This window comes from Streptomyces sp. NPDC031474, assembly GCF_055581185.1.
This window is the reverse complement of record NZ_JBVIJX010000007.1, coordinates 243,882-261,480: the sequence shown is the minus strand read 5'-3', so window position 1 is coordinate 261,480 and position 17,599 is coordinate 243,882. Positions and strand designations below refer to the sequence as shown.

Sequence of the window (17,599 nt, the reverse complement as noted above, 5' to 3'; positions counted from 1 at the left end):
CCACCCGCCCGAGGCTACGGCACTCAGGACGCGTGACGCGGCCCTTTCCCCGGCGGCGGGTCCAGCACGGTTCGGTACTCGTCGCCTGTGACTCGGGCCTCTTCCATGCGGTCGTAGAGGTCGAGGATGAGGTCCTTGGTGCGGTAACTGCCATGGGCGGCTTCCTCATCGCTCTTGAGACGGGAGAACGCGTCCATGACGTACTCCGCGTCATCGCGAGCCAGTCCGTAGAGGTGGAAAAAGGCAGCGTCCAGCTCTGCACGCAGCAATCCACGCCGTTCCTCATCCCACCGGAACGGGCGTCCCGCCACACCGATCGCTCTGGCGAAGGCCTCCATGTCGCCAGCGGTGTAAGCAAGTTCAGCCACTCTTGCGGCAATCCACTCCGCCACGGTCTCGCCGCCGCTCCATGGACACGGCTGGTCGCCTGTCTCCGGGCCGGGCACTGGAAGCTGGTGGGCCGTGAAGAACTTCAGGTGTGTACCGCTGAACTTCTGACGTGCCACGAAGTCGAGCACGTACGAGGACAGCGCCGCCTGGAGCAGCGCAGGATTGCCGAAGGAAGGCAACATCAACAACGTGCCGTCAGGAACGGCAGTGCGACGCAGAGCCGTGTTGATCATGGTCCGACGGTCCGAGGTCCGGCAGATGTCACGCCACCCCAACAGCCAGTCCTCGTACCACTCCTTGTCCGCCAGCCGCGTCTTAACTCCGGGCCACATGATCGGGTTCAGCTTCTTATCCCGCTTACCAGAGTCCACGTCGAACTCCGGCGCCCAGTACCGGGGCAGCGGCGCGAAGTCGGGGTCGTCGTGCTGTTCCGGGGTCACGCGCGGGAGGGTGCCGACGTTGGCCTGGGCCTGGGTCTGGCCCTCGTACGTGCCGAGGCGGTGGTCGAAGTGGTGGAGCATCTTCGCCTCGTACAGCGGGAGATAGCGGCGCGTCTTCCCCTCTTCATCGATGCGGGTGAAGACGTTGCCAGTCAACTGCCAGCCCTCGTCCGCCAGTTCCTGCTTGCCCTTGAACAGGTGAGAGTCGGAGGCCATGTTGAACAGGCCCTGCCGGAAGGTCAGCCCCCACGGGTTGCTGCCGCCCCTGCCGTATTCGTCCGGCTCCTTGAGCAGAACCGGGACTCGGCTGTAGACGCCGAAGGTGATCTCCGCGTCGCGCCGGGTCTCGAAGACCGGCAGGGTCCCGGTGTTCGGGTTGACCAGCAGGATCTCCTCCAGCGGCATGGCGAAGCGACGCTCCGGCAGATCCTCCATGTACCAGGTCCCGAACGCGAAGGAAGCCTCATCAACCCGCGCCGCCGGGCCTGTGACCGTAAGCAGGCAGAAGCGAACGCGATGGTCCACGTCCCGGCTCAGTACGAACGCCTCGTTCTTGAAGTCCAAGAACGACACCAGCCGCTTCGACCGCACCAGATCGGAGAAGAACGGTGCCGTCGTCGCGTCCGTGGCGATGCCCGTCTGCAGGACCAGCCCGAACCGCCCTCGCGGCGCGATCCCGTGCGACGCCGCCTCCGCGAACAGCGGGTACGTGTTCAGCTTGCCGCGCGCGGCCAGCGGGAACCGGGCCGACCAGCGCGCGAGATGCGAGAAGCCGTCGGTCAGCCGCTTGTCGGCGATGTACTCGGCGTGCAGCTCCCGGTCGGCCTCGTCCTCGCTCTCCGCGAGTTCGTCGATCAGGGCCTGCCGTGCCGCCTGGTTCTCGGCCTTGGCAATCTTCGGGGCGACAGTGGCGAAGTGCTCCTCGGTCTTGAACTCAAGGGTCTCCCACGGCGGATTCCCCAGCACACAACTGAACCCGCCCTTCCACCCGGTGCGCTCGTCCACCCCCGGCGCCCCCGCATCCGCCGGAACCCGGAACACCTCCGGGAACTCCAGGTGCCAGTGGAAGAACCGGTACTCCTCCCGCAGATCCTTGATGTGCTTCAACGTACCGTCCGGCAAGCTCGCGCCGCCGTCCTCGGAGTGCAGCGTGAGCAGCGACTTCATGGTCAGCGCGGGCGGCGTCGCCGTCTTCGTCTTCTTCCAGACGAACGCCGCGCACCACGCGTCGGCCAGCTCCAGCGCCCGGATGTAGTCCGGGGACGTGGTCAGCTCGCGGTACGCCTTGGCCTGGTTCCGGACGTCCTCCAGTTCCTGCGAGTCCGTCCCGGTGATCGCCGAAACCTTCTCACCGAACGCCGAGTTGGACGCGGTCAACACCTCCTCCTCAGCGAACAGCGCGTCCTGGTTCGCCCCGTGGCGCAGCGCGACCTTCCACGCCGTCCGCTCCGCGGCGTTGCGCTTCTTCAGGTCGGTGACGTGCTTCGGCTCGTCGCCCTCCAGCGGCTTGAACGCGTCGTCGGGCAGGCCCCCGGCCAGCAGCTTCGGCGTCGTGCCCAGCAACCCGTTGCCGTGCTTGATGTGGGCGTCGAGGAAGGTGAGCGGCCGGCCCGGCTCCATGGCCTCGATCCACAGCGACACCTTGGCCAGCTCCACAGCCATCTTGTTGAGGTCGACGCCGTACACGCACTTCGCGATGACGTCACGCAACGAGTGCCGTACGTCCTCGGCGCTCGGCTCGGGGTCGTCCTTGCGAATCTCGGCGTGGCGGCGGGCGATGCGGCGGGCCGCGGCGACCAGGAAGTGGCCGGAGCCGCAAGCGGGGTCGCACACCGTCAGGGCGAGCAGCGCGTCCTCGCGCTCCTTCTTCCTCGTACCGGACTTGACGGCCTGTTCGATGACCGGGTCGAGGGTGGAGTCGAGGAGGCAGTCGATGAGGGGGGACGGGGTGTAGTAGGAGCCGGAGGTCTTGCGGTCGTTGCCGTCCAGCTTGGCCAGGACGTACTCGTTGCCCTCGCCGAGGCGCGGCTCCAGTTCGAGCAGGGACTCGTAGACCGAGCCTAGCTCGTCGGCGCCGAGGTGGCGGTAGTCGACCTTGCGGGGGCGGCCCAGCTTGGCGTCGTACACCTCGGACAGGGCGCGTACGGCCTCGTAGAGGGACTGATTGGTGAGGCTGAGGCCGTCCAGGATCGCGTCCGTGGCGGTGGGCTCGAACAGGCCGCCCAGCGCCGGGAGTCCGAGTTCGGGACGGCCGCCCGGCGTGCCGAGACCCTCGATGACCAGCCGCAGCGCCTGCCACTGGTCGCCGTGGAGGGTGCCGGTGCGGCGGGCGACGCGGCGCAGGCGGGCCGTGGAGAAGTACTTCTCGTACGTCTCGCGGGCCTGCCCGGTGGCGTCGGGGTGCAGGAGCAGGTCTCGGTCCTCGGTGACGAAGAGGAACAGCAGGCGGTAGGCGAGGCGGAGCAGAGCGGGGTGGAGGTCGTCGCGGACGTTCTTGTCGCGGCTGCGGAGCAGAGCCTCTCGCAGGTCGACGTTGTCGGGGTGGGCGATCAGGCCCGTGCCGATCACCGCCAGGGCCTTCTCAACGCCCTTGCGGAGCTCCTTCAGGGCGCGGGTGCCGCTGTCGATGGCCTCGGTGCGCCACTTCTCCAGGAGGCAGGTCGCGGCCAGCTCGCCCTCGGCGCGGGGCTCGAAGCGGGTGCGGTGCAGCAGGCGCCACAGGAGGACGAAGTCGTCGGAGCGGTCGCCCGCGAAGATGGCCCGGAGATCGAACTCGATGAACGCGGCGCCGGTGAGGGAGGCGGACTCACGCAGCAGGCGCAGCTGGCGGCCGTTGGAGAGGACGCCCCAGAGGGTGGAGTCCGCCGAGCGGTTGAGGTACTCCTGCACCATCGACTGGGGGGCCTGCTTGGCCAGTTCGGTGGTGCGCGTGTCGAGGGGGACGTTCCAGCCGGTGAGGTGGACGGGGACGTGCGCCCAGTGGTGGCTGACCTCGAAGTCCTTCTCGCCGTCGTGGGAGGGCAGGCCGGGCGCGGGGACGGGGGTGAGGGCGCCGAAGCCGAGCTGCTCGAAGAGGGGCAGCAGCCAGCGTTCGGTGGTCACGCCCACCGCGTGCACGCCGGGGTCGGCATCGGCTCCGTCGCGGGCCAGGGCATCCTGGTAGGCGGCCCACACGCCGCGCAGATAACCCCAGGAGCGCTCGGCGGCGTCCCGTACCGAGTCGCCCTTGGCGTACAGACGGTAGTCGGCGGGCTTGGAGCCGGTCTGCTCCTTGCCCTCCTTGATCCGGACCAGGAGGTCGTACGGCAGGAGGCCGCCGACGGTGGCGACGGTGTCGGTGACGAGGGTCCTGGCGGTGCTCATGCGCCCACTCCCTGGGGGAACGTCGGGGCCGGGCGGTAGTGGTACACGCCCAGGATGTCCGGGTCGCCCTGGGGGACGACCTTCAGGCCCGCGAGGCGGGCGCGGGAGGCGGTGCGGACCCGGCGGTGCGAGGCCTCCAGGGTCCGGCCCAACTCGGCCGACTGGTCTCGCAGTTCCGGCATGAGGGCAGGCAGGGCGGCCAGGATCTCGGCGATGTGCTCGGTGGCGAACTTCGGGTCGGTGTTCTGCGTCGCGCGGGCTTCGAGGAGGGCCACGGCCTCGTCCTCCGGCAGCCAGTCGGGGGCGTCGGGCCTGCCTCGGTAGGCGACCACGCGGGCGTCCTCGGCGAGCTGCTCGCGCACCGAGCCGTCGCGGGCGGGCAGGTTCAACTGGAAGCGGTGGCGCACCAGCAGGAGCGTGGTGTTCCGCTCCACGGCCTTCGTACGGACGACTCCGCAGCGGCGGGCCGGGCGCTGCCACTCGGGCACCTTGCCGGCGTCGTCGAGGGCCGCGTCCAGGACGAAGCGGGCGACGGCGGCGACCACCGGGTCGGTGCGGGTGAGGGCGGCCTCGCCGCGCGGGGCGCTGGGGGCGTCGTGGAAGACGACCGGGCGGGGGTGGCGGGGGCCGAGCGCGTGCGAGACGGTGTCGCGCAGGCCCTGCGGGAGGGCGTCGGTGTGCGCGGTGAAGCCGCCCTGCTTCGTCGCCGCGGGCATGCCGCGCAGGGCGCCCAGGGCGCGGCGGGTGAAGTCCCGTACCTCCTCGCCGGTACCGAGCGCGGCACGAACCTCGTCGACCTCGGCGGCGACCTCGTCCTTCTTGATGGTGAGCTGGGCGTAGCGGGAGCGGTAGCGCTTCTCCCGCTCGGCGGAGGACTGCCAGGCGATCTCCAGCTGCTCGGCCACCTCCTCTTGCGCGAACAGCCCCTCCTGCTCGTACGCCGACCGCTCACCGCGCAGGATCAGGCCCTCGAACACGGCCTGCATGGCGCTCTCGGACTCCTGCGGTACGGGCACGGAGATGCCGGTGACGCGGCGGATGCGCTCGTGCTTGCGGAGCAGGACGTTGAGGACGATGCCGTCGACGGGGTTGTCGGCGCCGTAGAGAGTGAGCGCCTTGACGACGTCGGTGCGCTGGCCGAAGCGGTCGACGCGGCCCTCGCGCTGCTCGTGGCGGGTCGGGTTCCAGGCGAGGTCGTAGTGGACGACGGCGTCGAAGGACTCCTGGAGGTTGACGCCCTCGGACAGGCAGTCGGTGGCGACCAGGACGCGGCGCTCGGGCGCGGGATTGCCCTCCTCGTCGGTGCCGGTCAGCTCGGCGATGCGGGTGACACGCTGGTCGGGCGAGAGTTCGCCGGTCACGGAGGCGACCGCGATTGGGTGTTCGGTGCCCTTCTTGTTGAGGATTTTCGTGAGGTGGTTGGCCACGTAGTCGGCTGTCGCGATATAGCGGCAGAAGACGATGGGCCGGTAGCCCTTGTCGAGGAGGTCGGAGACGGTGGTGATCAGCTTCTTCAGCTTGGCGTCGCGGGTGGGGCCGTAGAGCTTCTTGGCCGATTCGGCCATCGCGACCAGGCGGGCCTTCTCCTCGTCGTCGGCCTCGGCGTCGACCTCGGTGCTGGTGGCCTCGATGCCGGTCGCCTTGGGGAGACGAGTGCCCGGTACCGCGTCCGCGGACTCGGGGGTCTCGCTGTCGGCCGGGTCGGAGACGGTGCGCTCTCCGGTGCGGTCCGCCTCGGCGGGGGTGTCCGCCTCCTCGACGCCGGCGCGGGTGTTCAGGGACTGCACGGCGGCGGCCGGGGAGGAGGACAGGGTGCGCAGCAGGGCGAGGGTGGACCACCAGCGCTGGCGCTGCTGGAGGGCGCCGTCGGCCGCGCGTACGGTCTCGCGGGCGTACGACAGGACCTCGTCGAGGAGCTTCTTGTAGTCGCGGTGCAGGGTGTAGGCGGTCTCGGCGGTGTCCCGGGAGGACGGGAAGTGCGCGCCGTCCTGGAAGTCCTCGCGGATGTCGGCGCGGCGGCGCTGCACGAAGAACTCGGCGAGCAGCCTACGGCCCGCGTCGGTGTCGAAGGGGACGGAGGCCAGACGGTCGTCGAGCAGACCGATCAGGCGGCGGAAGGGCTCCTCCTTGCCGCTGTGTGGGGTGGCCGTGACCAGCAGGAGGTGCCGGTCGGTCCGGTCGGCGAGGGCGCGCAGCAGCGCGTACCGCTGCTGGGAGGAGCGGGCGGACGCGCCGACCGTGGAGTCGGAGACGCAGGAGTGCGCCTCGTCGACGATCACCAGGTCGGGGCAGTTGCGCAGGAAGTCCTCCCGGTGGCGGGGGGACTTGATGAAGTCGGTGGAGACGACGTAAGCGCCGTCGGGGCGGAACACCGACTGGCCGTACGGGGTCTCGCGCTCCAGGCGGCCGATCGTGGACGGCAGCACGAGGCGGGCGTCGACGCCGAACTTGCCGTACAGCTCGGCCCGCCACTGCTCGGCCAGGGCGGGCGAGCACAGCACGACCAGGCCTCGGGCGTCGCCCTGCGCCAGCAGCTCGGCGGCGATCAGCCCGGCCTCCACCGTCTTGCCGATGCCGACGTCGTCGGCGATCAGCAGCCGGACGGTGTCCTGACGCAGCGCCATCAGCAGCGGGACCAACTGGTAGGGGCGGGGGTCGACGGCGATCGAGGCGAGAGACCGGAAGGGGCCCGCGCCGGAGCGGAAGCCGATGCGCAGGGCGGTGCGCAGCAGCCCGGCGGCCTGCTGGTCGCCGAGGTCGGAGGGGGTGGGCGGGGCGAAGGTGGCGAGGACGACGGTCTCCAGGCCGGGCAGGACGCCCGCGATGTCGTCGTCGGCGCCGCCGAGCGGGCGCAGGACCAGCAGGTCGGGTGTGGAGTCGGGCAGCACGACCCACTCACGGCCCCGGACGTGGACGAGGGAGCCGACAGCGTACTGCCGGGTCGGCTGGGCGGCGGTGGTCATGCGGGCCTTCCGGGGTCGGGGCGGTAAGGGGTCGTTCGGACGGGTCAGCCGGGGCGGTGGCCGGGCTGATCGCGTGCGGGCCGTGGGACCGGGGCGGACCGAAGGGGTCCGCCCCGGACCCGGAGATCAGCGGCGCGCCTCGCCGAACACCGAAGGGTAGTCGGCCACGGCCTTCGACCAGTCGTCGTCGTAGCGGATGCGGACGACCTCCCAGCCGATCTCCTTCAGCCGCTCGGCGGCCTCCTCGTCGCGCAGCGTCGTCTCGGCGTGGTCGTGGTGCGGGCCGTCGACGAAGACCGCGACGGGCCCGAAGGAGGTGTCGTAGACGAAGTCCGGCTTGGACAGGGCCGCGCTCAGCCTGACCTGCTGGTGGTCGGGCAGGCGGTGGCCGTGGGTCCTGAGGTAGGCGACGAACCGCTCCTCCAGGGAGGAGTCGGCGCCCTCGATGAGCGCGTCGGCGTGCTCGTCGCGGGTGCGGCCCGCGTGGCTGGAGCCGACCTCGCCGCCCGCGAAGTCCATCAGCAGCTGCTTGACCAGGTGGCGGTCGATCATCCGGTGGTGGCGCTGGTTGCCGAAGGAGAGCAGGCAGTCGTAGCAGCCCTTCTCGCACGGGTCGCCATTGCGCTTCTCGGCTCCCCGGTCGCGCCCGACCTGGTCGAAGTGCGCGATCTCCAGGGCCCTGCGGGCGGCGCGGGCGAGCGCGTCGGGCTCGGCCTGGAGGCGGCGCAGGACGCCCGCGCCGCCCTCGGCGCTCTCGATGAACAGCAGCCGCTCGCGGGGACCGTCGTGCGGTGGCAGCTCCTCGGTGTCCAGCTCGGAGTCCTCCAGCTGGAACTCGGCCTCGATGCCCCGCTCCAGCGCGTACTGGAGGGTGATCGCGGTGTCCTTGTCGACGGGGGCCGCGAGCTTGAGGACGAGGATGTTGCGGGTGTCCTGGACGTACGGGATGACGGGGATCTTGCGCACGACCTTCTCCGCGTCGGCGAGGCCCTCGTCCTCCACCGGGGTCTCCCGGCCGGGCGCGCTCGTGCTCGGCCTGCCGGTGGAGCCGGCCAGCCACTGGCCGGTGACCGGGTCGAGCCAGAAGCCGATGTCACCCTTGGCGACCGAGCGGCGGTAGCCCAGGTTGGTGAGCCGGACGGTGGCGCTGTCGCCGTAGACCAAGTCGGCGAGGAGGCGGCCGGCCGCGGCCTTCGCCTCGGCGCGCAGCGAACCGTCCCGGCCGCCCTCGTGCTGCTTGAAACGGTAGGAGATCTCCACCGCGTAGCCCGTGCGCTGGCGCTCCTCCTCGTCGGAGGAGATCCGGTCGCGGCGGTGGGTGAAGACGGTGTGCAGGTGCAGCAGCCCGGTGCGGGGGTCGCCGTACGAGCTGCCGCAGCCCAGACAGGTGTCCTCGCGCCGCTCCTCGGGGGACAGATAGCCGCAGCCCTGGCACACCTTGGCGCTCTCGGTGGTCAGTTCGCCGCTGGTGTCCGGGGGCAGTTGCACCCGGTCCACCTTGAACCGGCTGCCCTCGTGGTAGATCAGCGCGCCCGGCCCGAACTCGCGGATCGCGATGAAGCGGGACCGCTGGAGGTAGTCGCCGTCGTAGCCGCGGCTGGTGCGGCCGGTGCCGGGGATGTACGCGGCGAGCGGCAGCCGGGGGAAGGAGTAGCCGGGCAGGAAGCCCTCGGAGGCGAAGTAGCGGTACGGGTAGAAGTCGGACAGCACCGTGCGCTCGCCTCCCTGCCTGTTCTCCAGGAGGGCGATCTGGTTCTCCGCCTGGGCGCGGCGGCGGACGGCCTGGGCCTGGGAGCGGCCGGTCGCCGTGCGGTTGCGAATGTTGTCGTGCTGGATCTCTCGCTCCTCCAGGGCCTTGCGGTAGAGGTTCCGCCAGCGTCCGCACTTCTCGTCGAAACGCCCGGGGGCCTTGGCGACGGTGTCCTCCAGCCACTGCTCGTGCCACCAGGACGTCTCGCGCAGGGCGTCGACGCAGCCGGCGAGGACGGTGCGGGCCCGCACGAGGGCGCGCTGCTGGGCGGCCGGGCCGCCGATCTGCTCCCGCACCTCGGGCAGCAGCTCCAGCGAGGGGGTCTTCCCGTCGGTGTCGAGGATCTTGGTCATGGTGCGGCCGAGTTCCAGGCGGGTCTCGGCGAGCCAGATGGCGTGCACGTGGGAGGCGAGCAGGTCCTCGTTGGCCAAGTCGAGGCGGGGCGCGGCGACGGTGCCCGCGACCATCTGGTCGGAGCGGGTGAAGTAGTACTGGTCATGGCTGTTGCCGGTCGCGCAGTACGTGGTGACCAGCGCGGGCTGGCCCGAGCGGCCAGCGCGGCCCGAGCGCTGGGCGTAGTTCGCGGGGGTCGGCGGGACGTTGCGGAGGTTGACGGCGTTGAGGCTGGCGATGTCGACGCCGAGCTCCATCGTGGGCGAGCAGTACAGCAGGGGCAGCGGCAGCCCCTTGCTGAACAGCTTCTCCCGCTCCTCGCGGACGTCGGGGTGGACCTGGGCGGTGTGCTCGGAGGCGTGCAGTCCGGCGAAGGTGGACGCGACCTCCTTGTAGAGACCCTTGAAGAAGGCGTTGACGCGCGGGCCCCGGCCGGTGCGGTAGGTGCGGCGCAGCCGGTCCACCGCGCCGTGCTCGTCGTCGCGGGCGTGCCAGCGGATCACCGGGTGGTGGATCTGGTAGCCGGGGTCCTCGCCACGGCCCTGGGTGATCCGGCTCAGTACGCCGCCGTCGGCCAGGATTTCGAGCAGGTCGCGGATCACGTCCTGGGCGTCGTCGAGGGAGAGGTCGTGACTCCAGTGCGGGAAGGTCTCCGGCTTGCGGACGTGGCGGCCGAAGGCGGTGCGGCCGGTGAGGTTCAGCTCGCTGCGGGTGCGCCCGGAGCGGCCGGGCCGGCCGGAGCGGGCCACCGCGACACCGGGCGCGGGCGGCGCGGACTCGGTCTCCGCGATGGCCCAGGCGTCGTTGAGCTTGGCGGACTCCTTGCCCAGTTCGTTGAACTTGGCCTCGGTGAAGTACGGGGTGTCCACGGCGCGCTGGCGGCGCAGCTCGTCCATGAGGACGCGGGCCAGGTCGAGCCGGGTGGCCGGGGTCGCGGCGCGCAGCGGCCCGGCAGCACGCTGCCACCGCTCCTCGTCCTGGGCGATCTGGTCGAGCCCCGCGTACTCCAGGCCCAGCAGACCGGTCTGCTCCAGGTTGGGCATGGTGATCCGCCAGCCGCGCTCCAGGTCGAGGAAGAGCCGGTACTCGGCCACCTGGGCCAGGGCGCTCAGCGTCTCCTCGGCGAGCGCCTCCACCTCGGTGGGGTTGTTGGCGTACTCGTGACGGGCCAGCCCCATGGCGGCCACGACCTCTTCGCCCAGCCGCTTCCAGCGCAGGCCCACCTCTCCCGCCTTCAGCATGGCGCGGTAGAGGGCGCCGCGCAGCTGGGTGACCATGACGAAGTCGTTGAAGTGCCCCGACTGCAGGCTGGCGTCCTGCCGGTTGTCGACGAACGTGAGCAACTTGCGTGCGTCCTCGCCGAGTTCGTCTGCGGGCAGGCTCTTGAGGTGGCGGACGATGGAGGCGCTGACGACGGAGGTGGCGGTGGAGCGGCCCTCCTGGTCGAGCGTCATCAGCTTGGCAAAGTCGCGCTCCCTAACCTGCTCGTAGCTGACCCCGCACTCCAGGCAGAACAGGAACGGGGCGGGCACGTAGGTGGCGTACAGGCCGTCTGCGTCCTTGTTCACCGCCGTGCCGTCGGGCCTCACCCACACGGGCTGCGGGGCGCGCTTCTTGCGGCTCGCGGTGAGGACGGGCGTGCCCTTCTTCGGGTCGAGGGTGAGCCAGCTGTCGGGGAAGCGGCGCTGGTCGATCGCGTCCGTTACACGCTCGGGCCACGGGTTGGCGGCCGAGAGGTAGAGGTAGCCCTGTTCGTCGTCCGCGTCCTCACGGGTCCGGAAGGCGACCCTGCCGTCGTCGCTCTGCTCGCGGGCCACGGTGAGGTACTCCTGGCCGCACTCGCGACAGAAGGACAGCGGCAGCAGGAGCTTCTCCGGCTCTCCGGGCACCCGCTGCTGGTAGGTGCGGGTGATGTGGCGGCTGTCCGCCGGCTCCAGAGAGACGTACGCCGAGCCGCCCTTGGAGAGGAACTGGTGGAGGCGGAACGCGAACAGCGCGCGGTCGTCGGCGTCGCGGACCTGCGTGCCGGCCCGGAGGGTGGACCGGATGGCCTTGGCGCAGACGGTGTACGGCTCGTCCTCGGGTGCGTCGCGCGGGATGTCGAAGGCGTCCTCGCGCAGGGCGCGCGCGGCGAGCTCCACGGTGGTGGGCTCGGCGCGCACCAGCAGGCGGGTGCCGTCCTCGTCGGTGGTCTCGGTGAGGCCGAACGCGGTCTCGACCCAGCGGGCCAGCGTGTCGGCCTTGAGTGCGTCGTACTCCAGCGGAGGGTTGTTCTCCCTTACACGGGCGGCGAGTTCGGCACGCGTGGGAGGCGTGTCCCCGGTTGCGCGGACCAGGGTCTCGCCCACCACCCGGTCCGGGGAGATCCCCGTGTCGAACAGCGTGGAGGCGACCTCGGCGACCTCACGGCGGCGGGCGGCGGGGGTGCCCTTGGTGGACATGGTGGCGGAGGTGCCGACGCACTGCAGGGCGGGCGACTCGCACGCCTCGCGCACACGCCGGACCAGCAGGGCGACATCGGCGCCCTGACGGCCGCGGTAGGTGTGCAGTTCGTCCAGGACAAGGAAGCGCAGGCCCTTGGCCCGGCCGATGAGCCGCTTGCGCTCCTCGGGGCGGGTGAGCATCAGCTCCAGCATCACGTAGTTGGTGAGCAGGATGTCCGGGGGGGTGTCGAGGACCGCGTCCTTCTCGGACTGCTTCTCCTGGCCGGTGTAACGGGCGTATGTGACGGGCTCGTTGCCCTCGCCGTATCCGGCGGTGAGGAACTTTCTCAGCTCGCCCCGCTGGCTGTTGGCCAGCGCGTTCATCGGGTAGACGATGATCGCCTTGATGCTCGGGGGGTCTCCGGGCCGCTTCTCGCTCAGGATCCGGCTGACGATGGGCACGATGTAGCCGAGGCTCTTTCCGGAGCCGGTGCCGGTCGTCAGGACGTACGAGTCCTTCGAGTCGGCGGCCTCGATGGCGTCGCGCTGGTGCCGGTGGAAGCGGATGGGACGGATCGTCGCACCCCGCTTGTCCTTGCCGGTGCGGAAGATCCGTTTGCACTCGGGATGGAGGAGGCCGAGGTCGTCGGCGAGGTGGTCGACGGTGCCGCCGCTCGCGAAGCTCGGGTTGAGCGAGAGCCAGGGGTCGGGCCACTGGTCGCCGTCGGCAAGGGACTTGGACACCTTCTCGCCGATCCGCGGGTCGTCGATCACCACCGATCCGGACGTGTATTCCTTGTAGTCCCGGATGAGCCGACGGTGCACCTCGAAGACGTCCACGTGATCCTCACTAGCTCCCGACGCGATCCACGCATCACCGTAGTGGGTGAGGCGCACGGGACGAACCGCCCCGCCTTAACCCCATTAGAGCAAGGGCATGTGAACTCAGTCAACAAATAAAGCGTCGCGCGGGCGGCATTCGAAGCACCGCCGTGTCACACTCTCCCTGATACCAGCCCGGGCAGGGCGCGGCAGGGCACGGAGGGGACGGGCCGCAGCGCGAATGGACACCGGAACACTGATCGCCGGTCGCTACCGGATCAAGCGCCTCATCGGCCGGGGCGGCATGGGGGTCGTCTGGCTCGCGCACGACGAGAACCTGGGCCGCGACGTGGCGTTGAAGACCATGAACGTCGATCCGGGACTCACCGAGGAACAGCGCGCCCGCGACGCCGAAAGGTTCCGCCGGGAGGCGCAGGCTGTCGCGCGACTCGACCACGCGGGCCTCGCCACCGTCTACGACCTCGGCGAGGAGAACGGCACCCGCTTTCTCGTCATGCAGTACGTGATTGGCCCACCGCTCGACGACCGGATCGTCGAGGAGGGCCCGCTCTCCATCGAGGAGACCGCCTCGATCGGCGTCCAGATCGCCTCGGTCCTGGGTTCAGTGCACGCCCGCGACGTCGTGCACCGCGACCTCAAGGGCAGCAACGTCGTGATCCGCACGGACGGCGTGGTCAAGGTCCTCGACTTCGGCGTCGCCGCCTTCCTCGACCCGGACACCACAGGCCTCACCACGACCGGTGAGCGCCCCGGCAGCCTGGAGTGCATGGCGCCGGAACAGGTGCGGGGCAAGCCCGTCGACCCCCGCACCGATCTGTACGCGCTGGGCTGCCTGCTGTACGCGATGCTGACAGGCGAGCCGGTCTTCACGCACGAGTCCGAACTGATGCTGCCCGGCATGATCCTTGAGCAGCCGCCCGTACCGCCCGGAAGGCTCCGCGCGGGCATCCCCTCCGAACTGGAGGACCTGGTGCTCCAGTTACTGGCCAAGGACCCCGACGACCGACCCGCCCACGCCGGCGAGGTGTGGCGGCGCCTCGCCGTATGGCTGCCCGAGCGCCGCGCCCCCGAACAGGCACTCGCCCCGTGGGCCGAGGTTGACCCGCTGCGGCCCTTCACCCACCCGATGGGACCCGAAGCGCGGCCGGTGCGGGCATGGGCGGCATCGGGGCGGAACGGCCGACCAGGGCGGACGGGGGCGGCCTCCGGGCAGCACGGCCGACCGTCGCACTGACCCGCACGCTTCGCCAACCGGAATGCGACATATAACCCCACACCCACCATTGTGCATCTGTGAACAAAGTCAATGGTCATGTACGCTGACGGATGCAGTTCGGAGGAAGGGTGGCTTGATCACACACCCATGACCGAGGGAAATGTCCTCCCTCCACCAGAAATGCCCTGGGAGTGTAGATGTCCACGTCGCGCGCCGTACCGGTGACCTTGGCCGAAATCGCCCGCCTTGCGGGTGTGGGACGAGCCGCAGTGAGCAACTGGCGGCGGCGGCATCCGTCCTTCCCCGAGCGGATCGCCGGCACCGACACCAACCCTCAGTTCTCCCTGACCGACATCGAGGGTTGGCTGCGCGACAACAAGAAGTTGAACAAGTCCGCCGCGAGGGAATGGCTCTGGCCCGGTTTCGAGGCGCTCGGCGGGCGTGACGAGACCGGGGCCGCGATCGCCGAGGTAGGACGGCTCCTCTCCGGGCGGGTGAGCGACGAAGGCGAAGAGATCCGGGCCGACGCACGGGAGCTGATCGAACGGGCCGTGGATCTCGGACAGCGTGAAGGGGGCACGGAAACGTTCGCGTTTCTGCTGCGCCGCTGGCTCGACGTCCATGTGCGCCAGATCGCCACAACCCCGGAACCGCTGGCATCCCTCATGGCACAACTCGCCCTCAGGGCGGCCAACGGCGTGGCGGGCGACAGCCCGGGCAGCTCAGGCGGCACCACGGTCATGGACCCTGCTTGCGGCCCCGGGCATCTCCTCCTGGCCGCGGCCGACGCCGCGAGGGCATCCGGCGCCGGGGCACTCACGCTGCTCGGCAGTGACCGGGACGCCGTCCTCGCCTCGCTGGCGGACTCCCGCATGGCCCTCGCCGAGAACGAGGGCCACAGGGAGAAGGAGTGGGCGCAGGTCTCCGTACGGGCTGCGGACTCCCTACGCGACGACCCGTTCTCCGGCACCCCCGCCGACATCGTTCTGTGCAACCCGCCCTTCAATGAACGGGACTGGGGATACGAGGAGTTGGCCACCGACGCCCGCTGGAGCCACGGCCTTCCCCCGCGCACCGAGCCCGAACTCGCCTGGGTCCAGCACTGCCTGGCCCAGTTGCGGCCCGGCGGCGCCGCGGTACTGCTGCTGCCGCCCGCCGTCGCGGCCAGGAAGGCCGGCCGCCGCATCCGCGGCTCGCTGCTGCGCACCGGGCAACTGCGGGCCGTCGTCGCGCTGCCGCCGGGCTGCGCCGCACCGCACAGCGTCTCCCTGCACCTGTGGGTGCTGCGGATGCCCGCCCACGGGGAAGGCGCACCGGTGGGCGATCGGCTGCTGGTCGCCGACGCGGCCTCGCGCTTCCCCCGGGACCCGGAGGAGAAGTGGACCCCCGACTGGGCGGCGATCAGCGCTTTCGTACACGAGGCCGTCGAAGAGGCCGACTCCCCGCAGGCCCCTGCCTACGTGCGACAGGTGCCCGTCATCGAACTCCTCAACGACGAGGTCGACCTCACCCCTGGACGCCACATCGCCCCGTCCCCGGCGGACACGGCACCCCGACTGGCCGAATCCTGGCAGGAGTTCACCGGGCTCACCGCGCACGTGAACAAGTTGGCCAGGCTGCTCGCGGCGCTCGACCTCGCCACGGCCGAGGCGGACACACCGACGGCAACCACAGTCGCCGAGCTCGCCCGGGCCGGGGCGCTCACCCTGCGCGGCGGCCAGCAGCCGCCGGAGGAATCGATCCACGCCGGCCCGCCGTCCGACGACAGCATCCCCCTCCTCACTGTCCCCGACCTTCTGGTGGACGGCGAACCCCGCAGCTGGCTCGCCCCCGACACCGCCGCAGCCAGCGAGGCCATGATCGCCGAACCCGGGGACATCGTGGTGGTGGGCGTCGCCCGCGCCTTCTCCGCCTGGGTCCACGAGGGGCCGCCGACCGCCCTCGGCCCACAACTGCATGCCGTGCGAGTACAGCCCGAACAGCTCGACGCCTGGTTCCTCGCCGGTTCACTGCGGGCTCCCGCCAATGGCCGGCAGGCCGGCACTCACACCACGAACTCCTCCCGCATCGACGTCCGCCGTCTCCAGATCCGCCAGGTTCCCCTCGGAGAACAGCGGCGCTACGGAGAGGCGTTCCGCGAACTCACCGCTTTCGAACGACTGTTGCGACGCACCGCCGACCTCGGCACGAGCCTCGTCCGCGACCTTGGCGACGAACTGGCGGCCGGACGCCTGGCCAACCAGGCGTAGCACATCGGCTCGCCCGCAACGGCTGGCGTCACGCCTCCCCGCGTCTGGGCTCGGCCAGGCGGGCCGTGAGCTGGGCGTCGACCGCGTGGCGTACGGCCTCGACACGAGCCGCGAGTTCCGGTGGCAGTCCGGCGGCGGTGCGGCCCGCCGTGTCAACCGCCGCGATGGCCGCCTCCAGTTCACCGAACGTGAGTCGGCACTCGGCCGTGCGCAGCCGGATCAGCGCGCGATCGGCCCGCTCGGCCGGGCCGTCCCCGTGAATGAGATCGTTGTCGACGGCCTGGTAGAGGCGGGCCGCAGCGCCGAAGTTGCCGGAGAGGCGGAATCCGTCCGCAGCCCCCTGCCACACGCGACGCACAAGAGGGCGCCGATCACCCCACTCCTTGCGGACCCGTTCTGTCAGACCGTGCAGCCGGTCGGTCGCGTCGCCCGGCTCACCGGACGCGATCTCCGACTCGGCCTGCGCGCAGAGCTGTTCCACCACGCGGGCGTCCAGCCACTCGTCGGCCGGTGCGGACGCGACAGGCAGCGTGAGAGCGACCGGGCGCGGACGAACAGCCCGGTCCCGCGGCCGACGCAGGGGGGCGGTGGGGTCGGGGTGGGTGCGGGGCCGGGGTTCGGGATCGCCGATCCCCGGGGCGAACGGGTCGAGGACCTCCAGGACCTCGTCAACGGCCGGGCGCTGCTCGGGCTTCTTGGCGAGCATCCGCAGTACGAGATCGTCGATCGGCTCCGGGATGCCCGCGGCGTACGTGCTCGGTGGCAGCGGCACCTCGTTGAGGTGCTTGTCGGTCAGGCCGGACTCCGGGCCGAGCGGGAACGGGGGCCGCCCGGTGAGGAGTTCGTAGAAGATGCAGCCGAAGCAGTAGACATCCGTGCGCGTGGTGGGCTCGCGCTCCAGGAGCTGCTCCGGCGCCAGATAACCGCGGGTGCCAAGCGTCGAACCGTGCGCCGTGTAACGGGTGGCGTCGGCGTGCAGCGGCTTGGCGATGCCGAAGTCGATGAGGACGACCCACCCCTCTTCATCGATCATGATGTTTGCGGGCTTGAGGTCCCGGTGTACGACCGGGAGCGTGTGTGCGCAGGCCAACGCCCCTGCCACCTGGATGGCGACGGCAACCGCCGTGGCCAGAGGCAGGGGGCTGTGCTCGTCGAGGAACGTCCGCAGACTCACTCCGGTCACCAGGCGCATGGCGATGAAGGGGACGCCCCGGTGCGATCCGCTCGCATACAGATCGGTGATTCCCGGATGATCGAGCGTGCCCAGGAGGTTGGCCTCACGCCGGAACCGGGCGTTCCTGACGGCGAGTTCGGCCTCACGCTCGTACGGGTCGAGGCAGTACAGGGCCTCGGAGTCGTGGCGCAGGAACTTCACCGCCACCTCCCGCCCCCCGGACACCTCTCGGGCCCGCCAGACCTGGGCCATCCCGCCCTTGCCCAGAGAGTCCTTCAACTCGTAGCGCCCGTCGACCAGATCACCCACGCCGGGCTTGTACGTATCCGCGTCCACCACTGTGCCCCTTCGCACCACTGCGCATCGGACCCACCAGCGTAGCGTGAAAGATTCTA

General features: G+C 70.7%; 6 protein-coding genes. 2 read left to right on the top strand and 4 right to left on the bottom strand.

Annotated features, from left to right (window positions below):
• Positions 1–23: 23 nt before the first annotated feature.
• The 3 genes from ACZ5SK_RS16430 to ACZ5SK_RS16420 all read right to left on the bottom strand — a co-directional run bounded on the left by ACZ5SK_RS16430 (position 24) and on the right by ACZ5SK_RS16420 (position 12,562).
• Positions 24–4,193: an Eco57I restriction-modification methylase domain-containing protein gene (locus ACZ5SK_RS16430; RefSeq protein WP_468576185.1), complete on the bottom strand. Its 4,170-nt coding sequence runs from the start codon at positions 4,191–4,193 to the stop codon at positions 24–26.
• On the bottom strand, positions 4,190–7,156 hold the full coding sequence (locus ACZ5SK_RS16425; protein ID WP_468576183.1) for a helicase-related protein: 2,967 nt from the start codon (positions 7,154–7,156) through the stop codon (positions 4,190–4,192). The genes ACZ5SK_RS16430 and ACZ5SK_RS16425 overlap by 4 nt, the downstream gene beginning before the upstream one ends.
• 126 nt (positions 7,157–7,282) lie before the next feature.
• Positions 7,283–12,562 (bottom strand): DEAD/DEAH box helicase, encoded by a 5,280-nt coding sequence (locus ACZ5SK_RS16420; RefSeq protein ID WP_468576182.1) that lies wholly within the window; start codon positions 12,560–12,562, stop codon positions 7,283–7,285.
• Between the two features lie 223 nt (positions 12,563–12,785).
• Here ACZ5SK_RS16420 and ACZ5SK_RS16415 point away from each other — a divergent pair, with 223 nt between their 5' ends.
• Both ACZ5SK_RS16415 and ACZ5SK_RS16410 read left to right on the top strand, forming a co-directional pair.
• Positions 12,786–13,799, top strand: coding sequence for a serine/threonine-protein kinase (locus tag ACZ5SK_RS16415; RefSeq protein ID WP_468576180.1), 1,014 nt, complete (start codon positions 12,786–12,788; stop codon positions 13,797–13,799).
• 179 nt (positions 13,800–13,978) lie between these two features.
• The gene (locus ACZ5SK_RS16410; protein WP_468576178.1) at positions 13,979–16,030 is read left to right on the top strand and encodes an HsdM family class I SAM-dependent methyltransferase; all 2,052 of its coding nucleotides are present in this window, start codon (positions 13,979–13,981) and stop codon (positions 16,028–16,030) included.
• Between the two features lie 28 nt (positions 16,031–16,058).
• Here ACZ5SK_RS16410 and ACZ5SK_RS16405 read toward each other — a convergent pair whose 3' ends face one another.
• A complete protein-coding gene (locus ACZ5SK_RS16405) occupies positions 16,059–17,540 on the bottom strand; it encodes a serine/threonine-protein kinase (protein ID WP_468576177.1) in 1,482 nt (493 codons plus the stop codon).
• Positions 17,541–17,599: the final 59 nt, after the last annotated feature.

Excerpts from the sequence above, each read along its gene's own strand:
- ACZ5SK_RS16430 (WP_468576185.1), bottom strand. The coding sequence starts at position 4,193 with ATGAGCACCGCCAGGACCCTCGTCACCGACACCGTCGCCACCGTCGGC.
- ACZ5SK_RS16425 (WP_468576183.1), bottom strand. The coding sequence starts at position 7,156 with ATGACCACCGCCGCCCAGCCGACCCGGCAGTACGCTGTCGGCTCCCTC.
- ACZ5SK_RS16415 (WP_468576180.1), top strand. The coding sequence starts at position 12,786 with ATGGACACCGGAACACTGATCGCCGGTCGCTACCGGATCAAGCGCCTC.
- ACZ5SK_RS16410 (WP_468576178.1), top strand. The coding sequence starts at position 13,979 with ATGTCCACGTCGCGCGCCGTACCGGTGACCTTGGCCGAAATCGCCCGC.